Annotated in this window: 16 protein-coding genes and 1 pseudogene; 6 read left to right on the plus strand and 11 right to left on the minus strand. The window is 57.7% G+C overall.

Annotation, left to right across the window (positions count from 1 at the left end; genetic code table 11):
- Positions 1-92: IS3 family transposase (locus KHU33_RS22585; protein WP_211467150.1), on the plus strand; the 92-nt coding region annotated here is incomplete at its 5' end.
- A gap of 56 nt (positions 93-148) precedes the next feature.
- Here KHU33_RS22585 and parC read toward each other — a convergent pair.
- The 3 genes from parC to KHU33_RS22600 form a co-directional block, all read right to left on the minus strand.
- Entirely contained in the window at positions 149-2,467 is a 2,319-nt protein-coding gene (gene parC, locus KHU33_RS22590) for a DNA topoisomerase IV subunit A (RefSeq protein WP_211467121.1), read from the minus strand.
- Between the two features lie 18 nt (positions 2,468-2,485).
- Entirely contained in the window at positions 2,486-3,349 is an 864-nt protein-coding gene (locus KHU33_RS22595; RefSeq protein ID WP_211467123.1) for a lytic transglycosylase domain-containing protein, read from the minus strand.
- 295 nt (positions 3,350-3,644) lie between these two features.
- Positions 3,645-5,636, minus strand: coding sequence for a DNA topoisomerase IV subunit B (locus KHU33_RS22600; protein ID WP_211467125.1), 1,992 nt, complete (start codon positions 5,634-5,636; stop codon positions 3,645-3,647).
- A 296-nt stretch (positions 5,637-5,932) separates the two neighbouring features.
- Between KHU33_RS22600 and KHU33_RS22605 the strand changes: the two genes are divergently transcribed.
- Positions 5,933-6,772: a response regulator gene (locus KHU33_RS22605; protein ID WP_211467127.1), complete on the plus strand. Its 840-nt coding sequence runs from the start codon at positions 5,933-5,935 to the stop codon at positions 6,770-6,772.
- A 39-nt stretch (positions 6,773-6,811) separates the two neighbouring features.
- Here the strand turns inward: KHU33_RS22605 and KHU33_RS22610 are convergent, their stop codons facing one another.
- Positions 6,812-7,981, minus strand: a complete 1,170-nt coding sequence (locus KHU33_RS22610; RefSeq protein ID WP_211467129.1) for a vWA domain-containing protein — start codon at positions 7,979-7,981, stop codon at positions 6,812-6,814.
- A gap of 21 nt (positions 7,982-8,002) precedes the next feature.
- Positions 8,003-8,857, minus strand: coding sequence for an AAA family ATPase (locus KHU33_RS22615; protein ID WP_211467131.1), 855 nt, complete (start codon positions 8,855-8,857; stop codon positions 8,003-8,005).
- Between the two features lie 127 nt (positions 8,858-8,984).
- Here KHU33_RS22615 and KHU33_RS22620 point away from each other — a divergent pair, with 127 nt between their 5' ends.
- From KHU33_RS22620 to KHU33_RS22635, 4 genes and pseudogenes are all read left to right on the plus strand, one after another.
- Complete coding sequence (locus tag KHU33_RS22620) at positions 8,985-11,216, plus strand: site-specific recombinase (protein ID WP_211467133.1); 2,232 nt, start codon at positions 8,985-8,987, stop codon at positions 11,214-11,216.
- A gap of 428 nt (positions 11,217-11,644) precedes the next feature.
- A complete protein-coding gene (locus KHU33_RS22625; protein WP_211467135.1) occupies positions 11,645-11,965 on the plus strand; it encodes a c-type cytochrome in 321 nt (106 codons plus the stop codon).
- Between the two features lie 12 nt (positions 11,966-11,977).
- The gene (locus tag KHU33_RS22630; protein WP_211467137.1) at positions 11,978-12,331 is read left to right on the plus strand and encodes a c-type cytochrome; all 354 of its coding nucleotides are present in this window, start codon (positions 11,978-11,980) and stop codon (positions 12,329-12,331) included.
- Positions 12,332-12,421: 90 nt separating this feature from the next.
- A pseudogene (locus KHU33_RS22635) lies at positions 12,422-12,673 on the plus strand (efflux RND transporter permease subunit); the annotation flags it as partial.
- A gap of 235 nt (positions 12,674-12,908) precedes the next feature.
- Here the strand turns inward: KHU33_RS22635 and KHU33_RS22640 are convergent.
- From KHU33_RS22640 to KHU33_RS22665, 6 genes are all read right to left on the minus strand, one after another.
- Complete coding sequence (locus tag KHU33_RS22640; RefSeq protein WP_211467139.1) at positions 12,909-13,334, minus strand: DUF1841 family protein; 426 nt, start codon at positions 13,332-13,334, stop codon at positions 12,909-12,911.
- Between the two features lie 4 nt (positions 13,335-13,338).
- A complete protein-coding gene (locus KHU33_RS22645) occupies positions 13,339-14,037 on the minus strand; it encodes a VIT1/CCC1 transporter family protein (protein ID WP_211467140.1) in 699 nt (232 codons plus the stop codon).
- A gap of 4 nt (positions 14,038-14,041) precedes the next feature.
- Positions 14,042-14,692 carry an endonuclease III gene (gene nth, locus KHU33_RS22650; RefSeq protein ID WP_211467142.1) on the minus strand — a complete coding sequence of 217 codons (651 nt, stop codon included), beginning with the start codon at positions 14,690-14,692 and terminating at the stop codon, positions 14,042-14,044.
- Entirely contained in the window at positions 14,689-15,423 is a 735-nt protein-coding gene (gene rsxB / locus KHU33_RS22655) for an electron transport complex subunit RsxB (RefSeq protein ID WP_211467144.1), read from the minus strand. Before rsxB ends, nth begins: the two co-directional genes overlap by 4 nt.
- Before the next feature lie 104 nt (positions 15,424-15,527).
- A complete protein-coding gene (locus KHU33_RS22660; RefSeq protein WP_211467146.1) occupies positions 15,528-16,763 on the minus strand; it encodes a polyhydroxyalkanoate depolymerase in 1,236 nt (411 codons plus the stop codon).
- Between the two features lie 39 nt (positions 16,764-16,802).
- The coding region (locus tag KHU33_RS22665) for a hypothetical protein (protein WP_211467148.1) at positions 16,803-17,057 on the minus strand (255 nt) is incomplete at its 5' end.

Consider the following 17,057-nt stretch of genomic DNA (forward strand, 5'->3'; position numbering starts at 1 on the left):
AGTACATTCACTACTATAATCACGACCGCATCAAATTGAAACTAAACGGGCTGAGTCCTGTGCAATACAGAACCCAGCCCTTAGCAGCCTAGCAAATCAAACCGTCCAACTTTATGGGGGCAGTTCATTGAAGTCGGCTTTGTTATTTTCAAGTCTGAGCTGTCAGTGTTGCCGGTTTCAGTTTCGATTCCAGCATTTTCCCCTTGCGCGCCCGCTTGCCGATATGCGGCGCCAGTCCGGATGCCGACAACGCCACTTGCTGCGCCTTGCCGCCACGGCCGACGCCGGTCACCAGTACGCCGCGCTGGCTGATCGGTTGCGCCGCCAGCAATTTCTCGTTGCTCTCCAGTTCCATCAGGATCACGCCGCGGCCGCCATTGCTGAGCGTCTTGCATTCGTCCAGGCCGAACACCAGCAAGCGGCCTTTTTCCGATAGGCAGGCGACAGCGCTGACACCGTTGCTCACTGCCTGCGGCGGCAGAGGCAGATCGCCTTCATCCAGCGCGACGTAAGATTTGCCCGCCTTGACCCGGCTCAGCATATCGCCGATCTTGGCGGTGAAACCATAGCCGCCGGAGCTGGCCAGCAGCAGCATCAGATCGGACGGGCCGGCAAAATAATGCATGACGCTGCTGCCGTTAGCCAGGTCGATCAGGGTAGTGATTGGCACACCGTCGCCGCGTGCGTTGGGCAAGGTGGCCACCGATACCGAATAGATGCGGCCGTTGGAGCCGAAGGTCAGCAGATTGTCGACGGTGCGGCATTCGAAGGCGCCGTACAGTGCATCGCCGGCCTTGAACGTGAACTGACCGGCGTCATGGCCGTGGCCGGTACGTGCGCGGACCCAGCCTTTTTGCGAAATGATGACGGTCACCGGTTCGTCGACGATCCTGGTTTCCACCACGGCTTTTTCGGCGGCTTCAATCAGCGTGCGGCGCGCATCGCCAAACTGTTTCTGGTCGGCTTCGATTTCCTTGATCACCAGCCGTTTCATCGACGCCGGATTGTCGAGCAGATCGAGCAGGGTGGCTTTTTCATTGCGCAGTTCTGCCAGTTCCTGCTGGATCTTGATCGCCTCCAGGCGCGCCAATTGGCGCAGGCGGATTTCAAGAATATCTTCAGCCTGGCGGTCGGACAGATTGAATGCTGTGATCAGGGCCGGCTTAGGCTCATCCGATTCGCGGATGATCTTGATGACCTTGTCGATATTCAGCAGGATCGCTTCGCGGCCTTCCAGAATATGGATGCGGTCCTCGATTTTTTGCAGCTTGAATTGCGAGCGGCGGGTGATGGTGGCAAAGCGGAAGGTGATCCACTCGCGCAAGATCATGCCCAGGCCCTTCTGGCGCGGACGGCCATCGCCGCCTATCATCACCAGATTGATCGAGGCGCTGCTTTCCAGCGAGGTATGGGCCAACAGCATGTTGGTGAATTCGGTCTGGTCCAGATTCTTCGATTTCGGCTCGAACACCAGGCGCACCGGCGCATCGCGCCCGGATTCGTCGCGTACCGTATCGAGCACCGACAGGATGGAGGTCTTGAGCGCCAGCTGTTCCGGTGTCAGGGTTTTTTTGCCGAGCTTGATTTTCGGATTGGTCAGCTCTTCGATTTCTTCCAGGATCTTTTGCGAAGAAGCGCCGGGCGGCAGTTCGGTGACCACCGCCTGCCATTGGCCACGCGCCAGGTCTTCGATTTTCCAGGTGGCGCGCACCTTCAGGCTGCCGCGTCCGCTTTCGTACATTTCCGAAATCGCGCTGGCCGAGGTGATGATCTGGCCGCCGCCGGGGAAATCCGGACCGGGGATGATTTGCATCAGCTCGGCATGGCTTAAGTTAGGGCTGCGGATCAGGGCCACCGCGGCTTTTGCGACTTCTTGCAGATTGTGCGATGGAATTTCGGTAGCCAGGCCGACCGCAATCCCCGAAGCGCCGTTCAGCAGGACGAAAGGCAGGCGCGCTGGCAGCAGTTTCGGTTCTTCGGTCGAGCCGTCATAGTTGGGTTGGAAATCGACCGTGCCCATGTCGATTTCTTCCAGCAGCAGCCTGGCGATCGGCGTCAGGCGCGCTTCGGTGTAACGCATCGCCGCCGCGCCGTCGCCGTCGCGCGAGCCGAAGTTACCCTGGCCGTCGACCAGCGGATAACGCAGCGAGAAATCCTGGGTCATGCGCACCAGGGCGTCATACACCGATTGATCGCCGTGCGGATGCAGCTTACCCAGCACATCGCCCACCACCAGCGCCGATTTGCGCGGTTTGGCGGCGGCGTTCAGGCCCAGTTCGCTCATTGCATACAGGATGCGGCGCTGTACCGGTTTCTGGCCGTCGGAGACGTCGGGCAAGGCGCGTCCTTTGACTACCGAGATGGCGTAGTCAAGGTAGGCGCGTTCAGCGAAGGTGGCAAGGGTTAAGGATTCAGCGTCCGGGGTTGGTGCATCTGGCGTAGCAAACAGATCGTTTTGGTCAGTCATGTATAGAAGAGTGGACGGTTATTCGATAAAAGGTGGCGCCGCCGCGGGTATTGCCGCGGCAGGCGGAATCGATGTCGCGGCTGGCGTCAGGCCGGCGGGCACGGGGGGCATATTCGCGCGCCCGGGAATCACCAGGCGGATGCGCTTCAGATTGCCGTCGTTGCCGGCGGCGGCTTGCGCAAATGCCGGTTTGTACAGTTGATAGAACTGGCGCACCAATTGCACATAATTACGTGTCTCGGGATATGGCGGCACTTGATTATTGTACTTTTGCACCGCGCCTTCGCCGGCGTTGTAAGAGGCGATCACCAGCTCTTGCTGAGCGGGATAGAGCTTCAGCAAATCGCGCAGATAGCGCGCACCCAGGCGGATATTGGTGCGTGGATCGGTCAGTTTTTTCTCGACCGGTTTATTGCTGTCGCCGGTCAAGCCGTAGCGCTCGGCCGTGGCCGGCATGATCTGCATCAGGCCGATCGCACCTTTAGGCGATACCGCGCCGGGATTGAAGCCGGATTCCGCCGCCATGACCGCCTTCAACAGGGCCGGCTCCAATGCAAATTCTTGCGCTGCCTGTTCTACCAGCGGTTCGTATTTTTTCAGATTCGGATGTTGCGACAGATAGCGGAACAGCGGGCTGCTGCGGATTTTCGGATCAAGCGGCTTGGCGCTGCCGGCTGACAATTGGGATGAATCGAAAAAGCCGTCGCCGCGCATGAAAAGTTGATAACGGTTATCCAGTTTTTCAGTCGAGAAATGGCCCGTGCCATCCGCATCGATGTAGCCGAAGATATCCGCGCGCGCGCCGCCGACCATGGTCAATAGCGTGAGCGTCAGCAGAGTAGCTGTGAAGAATCGGCCGAAATGATGGCGGAGCTGCGTCATTTGCTATCGACAGCCAATCTTATGTTCTGTGGCGTTACGGTGTTCATGGAAAACAATGTCCTTTGAATTTGCCAGCGCGCGTATTGAAAAGCCCTGGGCAAGGCGCAAATTCTTGGCGCGCACGCAATATTGCAGGAATGATCGGAGTTGCGGGTAAGCAGGCAAGCCGCGCTGAACTACGGCAGCAGGCAAGATTTACAACCGCGCTAAAACTCCGGCCATGATAATACGTTTTGCCGTTACGGATGGCCGGCGCCGATAAAAGCGCCAGGTTTCCGAATAGGCAACTAGCGCACTATATATCCGCCTCGGCCTCATTCCCATGCTCTTCGATCCAGGCCCGGCGCGCCGCGGCTTCGCCCTTGCCCATCAGCATATTGAAGCGGTTTTCAGAAGCTTCCAGATCGAAGCTGCCGAGCGCAACCGGCAGCAATCTGCGGGTATCCGGATTCATCGTGGTTTCCCATAGCTGTTCCGCGTTCATTTCGCCCAGCCCTTTGAAGCGCGAGATGGACCAGGCGCTATCCTTGACGCCGTCCTTGCGCAATTTATCCTCGATGGCTTCCAGTTCGCCATCGTCCAGCGCGTAGATCTTCTGCGCCGGTTTCTTGCCGCGCGCGGGCGCATCGACCCGGTACAGCGGCGGCCGGGCGATGCAGATATTGCCGCGCTCGATCAATTGCGGGAAGTGGCGGAAAAACAGGGTCAGCAGCAAGACCTGGATGTGCGAACCGTCGACGTCCGCATCGGACAGGATGCAGATCTTGCCATAGCGCAGGCCGCTGAAATCGATGGTGTCGGTTTTGCTGTGAGGATCGACGCCGATGGCGACTGCAATATCGTGGATTTCATTGTTGGCGAACAGGCGGTCGCGTTCGGTCTCCCACGAGTTCAGCACCTTGCCGCGCAAGGGCAGAATCGCCTGGAATTCTTTGTCGCGGCCCATTTTTGCGGAGCCGCCGGCGGAATCGCCCTCGACTAAAAACAATTCATTGCGGGTGATATCGCTGGATTCGCAATCGGTCAGCTTGCCTGGCAAGACAGCGACGCCAGAGGATTTCTTCTTCTCGACTTTTTGCGCCGAACGCAAGCGGTTCTGGGCTTGTTTGATCACCAGATCGGCCAGCTTCTTGCCGTACTCGACGTGCTGGTTCAGCCACAGTTCCAGCGCCGGACGGGTATAGGTGGACACCAGCCGCACCGCATCGCGTGAATTCAGGCGTTCCTTGATCTGGCCCTGGAATTGCGGGTCCAGCACCTTGGCGGACAAGACGAAGGAGACACGTGCAAACACGTCTTCCGGCAACAGCTTGACGCCCTTCGGCAGCAGCGAGTGCATTTCGACAAAGCTTTTGACAGCGCCGAACAAGCCTTCGCGCAGGCCGGATTCATGGGTGCCGCCGGCCGAGGTCGGGATCAGGTTGACATACGATTCGCGCACGATGGCGCCATCTTCGGTCCAGGCCACGACCCAGGCCGCGCCTTCGCCTTCGGCAAATCCTTCGGCGTCGGCATTGGCGTATTGTTCGCCTTCGAACAGCGGAATCAGCGGCTCGGCATTGGAGGATTGCGCCAGCGATTCCATCAGGTAGCCGCGCAAGCCTTGATCGTATTGCCAGGTCTGGCTGTCGCCGGTCTTGGCGTTCAGCAGCGTCACTTTGACGCCAGGCAGCAGCACCGCCTTGGAGCGCAGCAAGCGTTGCAATTCCGGTTGCGAGATGGCCGGCGAATCGAAATATTTGGGATTCGGCCAGGCGGTGACGCGGGTGCCCGATTTCTTATTGTCGTCGCGGCCGATCGGACGCGACTTGAGCTTTTCAGCCACGTCGCCGTCGGCAAACACCATGTGATGCACGCCGCCTTCACGCCAGACGGTGATTTCCAGGCGCGAGGAGAGGGCGTTGGTGACCGAAACGCCGACGCCGTGCAGGCCGCCGGAGAACGAGTAAGCGCCGCCGCTGCCTTTGTCGAACTTGCCGCCGGCATGCAAGCGGGTGAACACGATTTCTACCGTCGGTACTTTTTCTTCCGGATGCATGCCGACCGGAATGCCGCGGCCGTCATCCTCGACGCTGACGCTGCCGTCGGGATTCAGGGTGACCAGGATATTCTTGCAAAAGCCGCCGAGGGCTTCGTCCGAGGCATTGTCAATCACTTCCTGAATGATATGCAGCGGATTTTCGGTGCGGGTGTACATGCCAGGGCGTTGCTTGACCGGCTCCAGGCCCTTCAGTACACGGATCGATGATTCGCTATAGTCAGATTGCGGTGATTTTTTGGTTGCCATTCAGTGGTGTAGAAGTTAAATGTGAATTGTTGTTAATTTGAAACCAATTGCGGTGAAGCCGAGATCGCTCGTTATTATCCTTGCGCATTCTAATGAAAAAGCGGCTTGCTTGCGTAAGCAAGATGCGTGGAAAGGAATATCCTCGGCAGACACCGGGGCAGGACGAAGCGTTAATTTGGTTGATGACCGGCAATTCAATGTTGTTGTTTTGCACAATATGTTGATAAAAAACAAAAATCAAGGAGGGACACTGATATCATATTTCGTCAGTATTCGCGTAGAACGGGCATGCAAAAATGAAAAATCATAAGGCATCATTTGTCATCCGATTCATCGGGTTTTCCGCCCGTGAAATCAATATTTTCGACGCCACTTTTTCAGTCGAGCAAAACCGCCAGAAGCAATATTCCCGTTTATCCGTCGACAGCCTGCAAGAGCCGGATCTGTATCTGGTCAACGCCGACGATCTGAAAGCCCTGGCTGCCCTGGTCGACATGGAGCCGAATAATCTGCGGCCGGTATTGCTGATCGGCGCTCCTCATGTGGAACTGCCGTTCGCCTCGATCGAGCGGCCGATACGCTGGCTGAAATTGTTCGATGCGCTGGACACCTTGATGGAATGGCGCCTGATCATGCTGGCCAAGCAAAATCCAGCCGATGCGGCATTGATCCATAATGTGCCGGAGCGTCGCCGGCGTGAGCGTCTCGATCTGGATTTGACCGATCCGCTCGAATATGAACGCATGCGCAGCATCCCGCCGCAGAGCGACCGTATTCTGGTGATCGATGATCATTCAACGTTTCGCGATGACCTGGCAATGACTCTGGCGCACCATGTGGTGCCGGTTGAATGGGCCGGCGATCCAGAGACCGCGGCCGAGGTCTACGTGCGGCAGAGCATTTCGGTAGTGTTGATCAATCCGCAGCTAGGGTGGTTCGATCCCTATGATTTGTGCGCCGCCATCAAGCATCAGCATCGCAGCAGCAGAGTCGCGGTTATTTTCCTGGTCGACAAGAACTTTGCCTACGACCATCTACGGGCACGGCAGGCTGAATGCGACGGTTTCCTGAGCCGGCATCTGGAGCAGCCGCAGATATTGCTGGCGTTGGGGAAATTTCTGTCGCTGCGGCGCTAGAAAACGTTGTTCGCCCCCACGCTGTTCCCCCAATAAGCATTACTTGCTTAACAAACGCATACCGCGTTCCAAGCCATCCATCGTCACCGGAAACATGCGGTTGCTCATCAATTGCCGGATCACTTCCACCGATTGGCGGTATTGCCACAAGCCCTCGGGTTCAGGATTGAGCCAGATGAACTTGGGGAAAGTCTTGGTGAAGCGCTGCAGCCATTCGGCGCCGGCTTCTTCGTTGTTGTATTCGACCGAGCCGCCGGGCTGCAGGATTTCATAAGGGCTCATGGTGGCGTCGCCGACAAAAATCAGTTTGGTGTCCGGCGTGTACTTGCGCAAGATGTCCCAGGTCGGGAAGCGCTCGGCATGACGGCGTTGATTGTTTTTCCACACATAGTCGTAGACGCAATTGTGAAAATAAAAGAACTCCATGTTCTTGAATTCGGTCTTGGCGGCAGAAAATAATTCTTCGGTGCGGGCGATGTGGTCGTCCATGGTGCCGCCGACGTCCAGCAGCATCAGGACCTTGATGTTGTTCTTGCGCTCCGGCCGCATCTTGATGTCGAGGTAGCCGGCATTGTTGGCTGTGGCGCGTATGGTGTCGTCCAGCGCCAGCTCTTCCGCTATGCCTTCGCGCGCGAACTTGCGCAATCTGCGCAGGGCCACCTTGATGTTGCGGGTGCCTAGTTCGAGGTCGTCATCGTAGTCGCGGTAGGCACGCGCATCCCACACTTTGACCGCGCTGCGATTGCCGCCGCCGCCGCCGATACGGATCCCTTCCGGATTGCTGCCGCCATGGCCGAACGGCGAAGTGCCGCCGGTGCCTATCCATTTGTTGCCGCCTTCGTGCCGTTCTTTCTGCTCTTCAAGCAGCTCCTGCAGACGCTCCATCAGCTTGTCGTAACCGAATTTCTCCAGTTGCGCTTGCTGTTCCGGCGATAGTTCGCGTTTCATGCGCTGGATCAGCCATTCGAGAGGGATCTCGGCATTTTTCTCGAAGACGGTTTGAATCCCCTTGAAGTAGCGGCCGAACGCCTGGTCGAATTTGTCGAAATGGGCTTCATCCTTGACCAGCGTGGTGCGCGCCAGATAATAAAAATTATTGAGCGTAGGAGAAATAACGTTTCGCTGCAGGGCTTCCAGCAGAATCAGGAATTCCTTGATTGACACCGGAATTTTGGCGTCTTTCAAGGAGAAGAAGAAATCGATCAGCATGGCGTGCTTTATCTATCGATGTTATCTATTTTTTCTGGCCATGAACACCAGTCGTTCAAAAAGGTGCACATCTTGCTCGTTTTTTAGCAAGGCGCCGTGCAGCGGCGGCACTACCGCCTTGGCGTCGCTGCTGTGCAGCGCTTCCGGTGGAATGTCTTCCGCCAGCAACAGCTTGAGCCAGTCCAGCAGTTCCGAGGTCGACGGTTTCTTTTTCAGCCCCGCCACATCGCGCACCAGGTAGAAGGTCTCCAGCGCTTGCGCCAGCATGTCTTTTTTCAGATGCGGGAAATGGACGTTGACGATGTCCTGCATCGTCCCTTTGTCCGGGAACTTGATGTAGTGGAAGAAACAGCGGCGCAGGAAAGCATCCGGCAATTCTTTCTCGTTATTCGATGTGATGATGACAAGCGGACGGTGCTTGGCGCGCACCATTTCACGTGTTTCATAGACGTAAAATTCCATGCGATCAAGTTCACGCAGCAAATCGTTGGGGAACTCAATGTCGGCTTTATCGATCTCATCGATCAGCAACACCACCTGTTCGTCCGCGGTAAATGCTTGCCACAAGACACCCTTGACGATGTAGTTGTGAATGTCCTTGACCCTGGCGTCTCCCAGCTGCGAATCCCTCAGGCGCGATACGGCATCGTATTCGTACAAGCCTTGCTGGGCTTTTGTGGTCGACTTGATATGCCATTGCAGCAAGGGCATATTCAGTGCGGCAGCCACTTCTTCTGCCAGCATGGTTTTGCCGGTGCCCGGCTCGCCCTTGATCAGCAGCGGTCTTTGCAGTGTCAGCGCAGCATTTACGGCCAGTTTCAGATCGTCGGTGGCGACGTAGCCGGGGGAACTTTCAAAACGTGTCTCAGGTCGCATTGTGGTTAATCATGAGGGGGCAAATAAGGCCGAGTATAAACGAGATGGCCGATTGGCTGGCCCGAGCCTGACAATGCCTTGCCTTGATAACGAGACAAGCACCTTCTCACCGTTATAAGAATAGCCAATGAAAATTCTGTTTCTCCGTCTGCGGGTAATGTGGCGCCGGTTTCGACACGGCGAGCGGCACCTGCAAACCGATAACCCGCATTACGCCATCCAAGTCGACGCTTTGATGCGCCGCGCCAATCCATTTTATTCCTGGCAAGAACGCGCTAACTGGATCATCGATATTGTCCAATGGCTGCGCCATGTCCCCAAAGTCTCGATGCTCGACGACGACGCCAAGCTGCGGGTCAAGCAGCAGCGCCTGCATTTTCTGCTGGCATGGCTGGACAGCAATCGCGACGTCCGCCGGGTGGTACAGGCCACGCTGCAGAAAACCTTGCGCGAAGCCGCCGGCCCCGAACTGTTTTGCGCCACCGGGTTGCCGCATGAGCCGGCGTTCTTTAGCGAGCTGACCGAGCATGCCATCAAGCTGGTGCTGCCGAAACCGCCGTTCGAGGCCGATTTGTCGTCCTTGTTTACCGCCTTGTTTCCGACTCCGGAAGATGCCGACTGGCTGTTGGCGCTGGATAGAGAAAGCGTGGCGCAAATCTGGAAACTGATTGCCGACGACGGCATTGCCCACAATTATCAGCAACAGATCGACGAAGCATTGATCTATCTGGCGGCGACCATATTGGCGGACGGCATCAGCAAGGCTTTCCGCCAGAAGCTGGACCCCAAGATGCCTTTGCAGGCAACCCCGTTCATGGTCTTGCGGCGCGAGCTGGAAACCTATTTGTATGTCAGCCCAAGGGATGAGGCGGCCTTGCGCAGCGTGCGCATGCTGATCGCCGTCTGCCAGGCGCAGACCGACAGGATTTACGCCCATCTCGACGAGCATGGCGTCTCGGTCAGCCTGGTCTACCGGGTCGAGCGCATGCGTGCGCAACTGACGCGGATGGCGCTGCTGACCGATCTGCGCTCGGTGATTTACGGCACCGGTGCAGCTGGCCACGCAGTTGGCGAAGATACCGAGCCGGGCGCAGGGCAGATCCAGGCTTTGCTGGGAGATCTGATCGCAGCCCATCATCAACGCTCCTCGGTACGCGGGCTGATACAGCGCAGCTTCTCTTTACTGGCGCGCAAGATGGTTGAGCGCAATGCCGATCATGGCGAGCATTACATTGCCCGCGATAGCAAAGAGTACCGGGCCATGCTGAAAGCCGCAGGGCGCGGCGGCGTCATTACCGCGTTTACCGTGCTCGGCAAATCGCTGGTCTCGGCAATTGGCGCGGCCAGGTTTTTCGAGGGGGTATTCGCTTCCTTGAATTATGCCGTCAGCTTCACGGCGATCTCCGCTGTCGGCGGCGTGCTGGCTACCAAGCAGCCGGCGGTGACGGCGCCGGTGCTGGCCTCCAAGATGGGGCAACTGGATACGGTAGAAGGCTTGCGCGCACTGCTCAGTGAGATCGCCTTGCTGTTGCGCTCGCAAGCCGCCGCGGTGTTCGGCAATCTGATGGGGGTAATTCCGGTGATGCTGCTGATATCCGGTCTCATCATGCTGGCTACCGACGCGCCGATGATGACGGCGCAGCACGCCAGCGCCAGCTTGCACAGCCTGTCTGTGATCGGGCCGACGCCTTTGTTTGCCGCCTTCACCGGGATCTTGCTGTGGCTGTCGAGCCTGGCCTCGGGGTTTGCCGACAACTGGTTTGCCCTGCGTCGCCTGCGTGAAGCGTTGACCTATCAGCGGCGCCTGGTGTTTGTACTGGGCGCGATGCGGGCCGAACGCTGGGCCGCCTGGCTGGACCGCAATGTGGCGCAGATTGCAGGCAATATCTCACTCGGCCTCCTGCTGGGGATGACGCCGGTGCTGGCCCAGTTTTTCGGCCTGCCGCTGGATGTGCGGCATGTCACGCTGGCCACCGGCACCCTGACCGCCGCCGCCAGCAGCCTCGGCTGGCAAGTGCTAGCGTCACCGCAATTCTGGCTGGCGATAGCCGGGATTGCCTGTATCGGCGTGTTGAATGTCGGCGTCTCATTTGCCTGTGCGCTGACGTTGGCTTTGCGCGCGCGCGATGTGCCGGCCCGCATCAGGCGGCTGGTGTTCCGGGCGGTATTGCGCCGTTTCAGCGCCTCGCCGCGTTCTTTCCTGTTTCCCGAGCGGCCGGCGCCGGCATCGGGTGCGACCGGGCCGATGGCAGATGGCGCCGCTGCCGACAGCGTCGCCGGCGATATCTCCGCCTCCGCGCAACCGACGGAGCCACCTCCCGCACCACCGCAACGTCAGCCCAACAGCCGCCATGGCTAAAGCTGCTTAAGCCAAGGCCAACTGATTATCCGGGCAGCGTTAATGCTGCAATTTTGGCATTGGCAGGCGTGGACTGTGCGTGTTTCTTGGGGTAAAATTAGCCGGTTTTGGTGTAGGGTGGCGACGGCAGTCGGCGTCGGGCAGGGCTACCTTATGTAGTACGTGCGACAGTATACGCGGCAGGGTATAGGGACTATATCTGCCGCCCGCGCTGTATTTCTTTCAGTATTTGAGGCAATATTCGCGGCAAGTTCGCAGTAAAAGGGGCCACGAAAAACCGTAGTAAGCGGTGCAGGGCAGGGGCGGCGGGAGATGCGCAACCATACGGAATACCGTGTGAGCGTTGCTGTGCCAGTGCCGGGATTGCGCCGAGTATCAGGTTTCGAGTAGCTCTTTAAACCGGTTTCGCTACAAATTACCCAGCTAATATGAAAAAAATAATTGCACTTCTCGCGCTCGCGAGTCTTGCCAACCTGGCCGCAGCCGCGGACGTGGTCGGCAACGCCAAGGCCGCTGAAAACAAGATATCGATGTGTATCGGCTGCCATGGCATTCCCGGCTATAAAGCGACCTTCCCGGAAGTCTATCAAGTGCCCATGCTTGGCGGCCAGTCGGCGCAATATATTCAAAATGCGCTGATGGCTTATAAAAAGGGCGATCGCAATATGCCAACCATGCACGGTGTCGCTGCCAGCCTGTCCGAGCAGGACATGGCCGACATTGCCGCATATTATTCGCAGCAAAAATAAGGGACCCACACAATGAAAAAGATCTTTGCTGGCGTGGCGTTTCTGCTTTCCACTAGCGCATTCATGCATGCCCATGCTGCCGGGAATATCGCAGCGGGCGAAGCCGCAGTGAAAAAATACTCCTGCGCAGCCTGCCACGGCGCCGATTTTCATAGCCCGACCACACCGGATATCCCAAGGCTGGCCGGTCAGCCTCAGGATTATCTGCAGCACGCCTTGATTGCCTACCAACGCGGCAATAGCGGTCCGAATGGCCGTAACAATGCGGTGATGGGCGGCCTGGCCAAGTCGCTGTCGCATCAGGAAATACAAGACATCGCAGCCTATCTGCACAGCCTGCCGACGACGCTGGTGTTGCGCAAGTAAGGTTACCAAGTAAAGTCTAGCCGGCGCCGGACAATGTAAAAAACCACGCAACGACTGTTGCGTGGTTTTTTTTATTTGTCCGCGTGCGGGAAATCGGAAGCCAGCTGGCCCCAGCCGAAGAAATCGCGGCCCGAGTTGCTGGCGGCGATTCAGGACGCCGCCAACAAGATTCCTGGCAATAACTACGAATTCTCGCAACCGATCCAGCTGCGTTTCAATGAATTGATTTCCGGTGTGCGCAGCGATGTCGCTGTCAAGATATTCGGTGACGACATGGCGCTCTTGAACGATGCCGCCGATAAGGTCTCGACGGCGCTGGGCAAGATCAGCGGTGCTGCCGATTCTGTATCAGCTATTTCACCGCCGTGATGAAGAGGAAGCGGGTCAGGCAGCCGAGGAGAACCTTGCCCGGCATTGAACCCGTCACGCCAAAGTTTCCTGTCCAAAAGCCTTTTGGGTTTACGCGCCTGGATCAAATCCAGGCATTTTTTTTACAGGGTTCTTAGAATGTGCTCCATCCGGCGTCGCTGTGAGTAGGCTCCTTTTTGAATTACTTCAGGATAACTTCGACGGTGAGCTAAACGCGTTTCCTGACACAGTCGATATAGGCGGCGCCATCCGGCGGCAAGCCGCTGCGTTGCGAATTCCAGATCATCTCGCCCAGGCATTCCATGATGTGGTGATGGGCTTCGTGCTCCGATTGCAGGCGTTGGGTCAAGGCGGTCGCTGCGGCGCGTATGCCGGGCGGCTGGTCGATCGAGATTTGCTCGGCGATCGACAGATGCATGGAGAGGTGCAGGAAGGGATTGGTGCGGCCGTTCTCGACCGCGTAATCGGCGCTCAGTGCGGCGTCGACATCTTTCAGATCGTCGGCATATTCCGGATGTTGCGCCAGCCAGTCGCTGGCGATGGCTTCCAGCGGCGTCAGGATTTCATTGGCGCGATGCTTGCGATAGGTTTCGCAGAAAAAACGTCGCACGTCGTCTTGAGATGGATTGAACATGATGTCAGCTGATCAGTTGGGCAACGCCGAAAGCGACCGCCGCGGCGAGGCCGCCGACCACCAGGGTTTGCAGCGCCGATTTGAGGGCGCCGGTGCCGGTTACGCTACCTTTCAGGTAGCCGAAAATAAACAGAGCCATCAGAGTAACCACGGTTGAGGCGGCCAGGGCGCCGTGAACCGACGTCATCAGCATATACGGCGCCAGCGGAATCAGGCCGCCGACCAGGTAGGACAGGGCGATGGTCACGGCGCTTTTTCTGGCTGCCGCCGGTTGCGGCTCTTCCAGCCCGAGTTCAAAACGCATCATGAAATCGCGCCAGGCCAGCGGATTGCGTTCCAGTCCGGCCAGCATCGGCTCGCATTCCTGTTTGGTGACGCCATATTGCGCCATGATGTCGATCACTTCCTTGCGCTCGCGATGCGGTACGTTCAGAATTTCCTGTTCTTCGCGTTCGCGCTCGGCGTAATAATGCTGGCGCTGGGTGCGTCCGGCCAGGTAACCGCCGAGGCCCATGGCGATCGAACCGGCGGCGATTTCCGCCACGCCGGCGGTGACCACGATCTCGATGCCGACCGCTACGCCGCTGATGCCGGCGGCCAGCGCAAACGGCACCGTCAAGCCGTCAGCCATGCCGATGACGATATCGCGTACGGTGTCGCTGGCTTCGAAATGGTGTTCGGTATGCGGGTGAGTGCGCTGCATCGATTCAGATCCCTTTTTCCGGTAGCGGCGTTTTTGCCTTGAAGTCGCAGAGGTCGGCAATATTGCAGTTCCAGCATAGCGGTTTGCGGGCGATGCAAGTATAGCGTCCATGCAGGATCAGCCAATGATGCGCATCCAGCAGGAATTCGGCGGGCACCAGTTTCATCAACTTGTGTTCGACTGCGTCGACATCCTTGCCGGGCGCGATGCCGGTACGGTTGGCAACCCGGAAGATATGCGTGTCTACCGCAATCGTCGGCACGCCGAAGGCGGTATTCAGCACCACGTTGGCGGTCTTGCGGCCGACCCCTGGCAGGGCTTCCAGTTGTTCGCGGGTGCGCGGCACCTGGCTGTCGTGCAGGGTCATCAGCATGCGGCAGGTTTCGATCACGTTCTTGGCCTTGGTGCGATACAAGCCGATGGTCTGGATATACGGAATCAGGCCGTCGACGCCGAGCGCATGGATTTGCGCCGGGGTATTGGCAACCGGGTACAGCTTGCGGGTTGCCTTGTTGACCGAGACGTCGGTGGCTTGCGCCGACAGGATCACGGAAATCAGCAATTCGAACGGCGAGGTGTATTCCAGTTCGGTAGTCGGATGCGGCATGGCGGCGCGCAGGCGGGTGAATATTTCCCGGCGTTTTTCGGCATTCATTGCGAGTCCTTGGCGGCTTGTGCGGCTTGTTGTTCTTTCTTCAGTCGAGCCCGTTCGATGGCTGCCTGAATGATCGCTTTCTTGCGCTGTTGCTCTGCTTGCTGTTCCGGCGTGGCAGCGGCTTCTGCGGCGACAGCCTTGAGTTTTTCCGCGGCCTTGGCTGCCAGGCGATCGTCGTTTTCCTGTTTTTCACGGGCTAACCTGAATATGCGGAAATCGTGACGCGCGCGGGCTTCATCGGCCTGTTGCTGGCTCCAGGCGTCCCAACCGGTGCGGGCGCCGCTGACGTCGACCATGCTGATGCAATCGACCGGGCAAGGCGGCAGGCACAGCTCGCAGCCAGTGCAGAGATCGTTGATCACCGTGTGCATTTGTTTGGCGGCGCCGGCAATCGCGTCCACCGGACAAGCCTGGATGCACAGTGTGCAGCCGATGCAGGCGGCTTCGTCGATGACTGCCAGCGGCCGCGGCCGTTCGACGCCGTTGACCGGGTTCAGCGGGATGATCGGTTGCTGCAGCAGTTGCGCCAGCCGGGCCACGCCTTGCTGGCCGCCGGGCGGACACTGATTGTAGCTGGCGCTACCGTCAGCGATCGCTTCGGCATAGGGACGGCAAGCCGGATAACCGCACTTGGTGCATTGCGTCTGCGGCAGCAGCGCTTCAATACGGTCAGCGAGGGAAGGAGACGGCGGAACTGGCACAGGCGGCGGCGAACTGGATGATGACAACATAGACTCTATTATCCGAGTAAACCGGCGGTGCGCCAAATGAAAAAAGCCGTTCCGGGTCAAGGAACGGCTTTTATAACGGATTTACGCTGCGCAAGCGACTGGCGTTAAGCGTTGTCCTTGATAAATGTGCTTATTTTCGGGCAAATCACTTCGCGCCAGCGGCGGCCCGAGAAAATCCCGTAGTGGCCGCATTTCTCTGCGGTGAAATGCTGTTTTTTGGCTTTCGGGATGGCGCTGCACAAATCGTGCGCAGCCTGGGTTTGCCCTGGGCCGGAAATATCGTCCAGTTCGCCTTCGATGGTAAACAGGGCGACACTCTTGATATCTTGCGGCCGCACCAGCTTGCCTTCGACTTTCCAAGTGCCATGCGGCAGGGCGAAGTCCTGGAACACGGTCTTGATGGTTTCCAGGTAGTAATCGGCCGGCATATCCAGCACCGCGTTGTACTCGTTATAGAATTTGCGATGGCTGTCGGCGGATTCGTTGTCGCCTTCACGCAGGTGCATGTAGAAATCCCAGTGGCTCTGGGCATGGCGGCTTGGGTTCATCGCGACAAAGCCCGCATGCTGCAAAAAGCCCGGATACACCTTGCGGCCGAAACCAGGGTAGTTGGACGGCACACTATAGATCACGGTGTTTTCAAACCAGCTGAACGCTTTCTCGGTAGCCAGGTTATTGACGTCGGTCGGCGATTTACGCGGATCGATGGGGCCGCCCATCATGGTCATGCTCTTCGGCAGGCGGCTATCCTTGGCAGTCGCCATCAATGCGATGGCGGCCAATACCGGCACGGTCGGCTGGCAGACCGAAATCACGTGCAGATCCGGCCCCAGCTGGCGGATGAAATCCTGGACGTAATAAATATAGTCATGCAAATGGAAAGGGCCGGCGCTGGCCGCAACCATGCGGGCGTCGGTCCAGTCGGTGATATAGACATCGTGCTCAGGCAACAGGCCGCGCACGGTATCGCGCAACAAGGTCGAATGATGGCCGGACAGAGGGGCGACCAGCAATACGGTCGGTTGTTGGAGAGCGCTCAATTCCTTGTTGCTCAAATTCTTCTTGAAATGCAACAGGCGGCAAAACGGCAGAGTGGTAGTGACTTCTTCTATGATCGCGACTGATTTGTCATTGATCAGCGTGCTGTCGATTTCGAATTCTGGCTTTTCGTACTGTTTACCCAGGCGATACATCAATTCGTAACCGGCGGCGATGCGTTGTGCGAACGGCGTGTGGGCCAGCGGCGAGATCGGGTCGGTGAACAATCTGCTGCTGGCGTCGGCCCATTGCACCAGAGGATGCAATAAAGACCGGTTGAATTCGTGAAATTGATAGAGCATGCCTTACCCTCTTGGTGGATCAGTACAAAAAAATTGCACTTAATGCAATACAAATGCCATTTTACCGTATGCACAAAAATGCCGCAAAAATCCTGTAGTTTCACAACAACTACAGAAAATAGGATAAACGATTTGGTCGCAAATATACCACTTGCTTTCTTTAAACAGCGCAGTTGATGCACAGTTTGAGTGCTTACTTTCAAAGTATCTTCTCAAGATTTCCGCGGGGCAATGAATTTCGTTGTTTTCTGTAAACGGGGCGGAATTGCCATCCGGATCCGGCGCGTGTTTTTG

This window comes from Collimonas silvisoli, assembly GCF_018305005.1.
GTDB lineage: Bacteria > Pseudomonadota > Gammaproteobacteria > Burkholderiales > Burkholderiaceae_D > Collimonas > Collimonas silvisoli.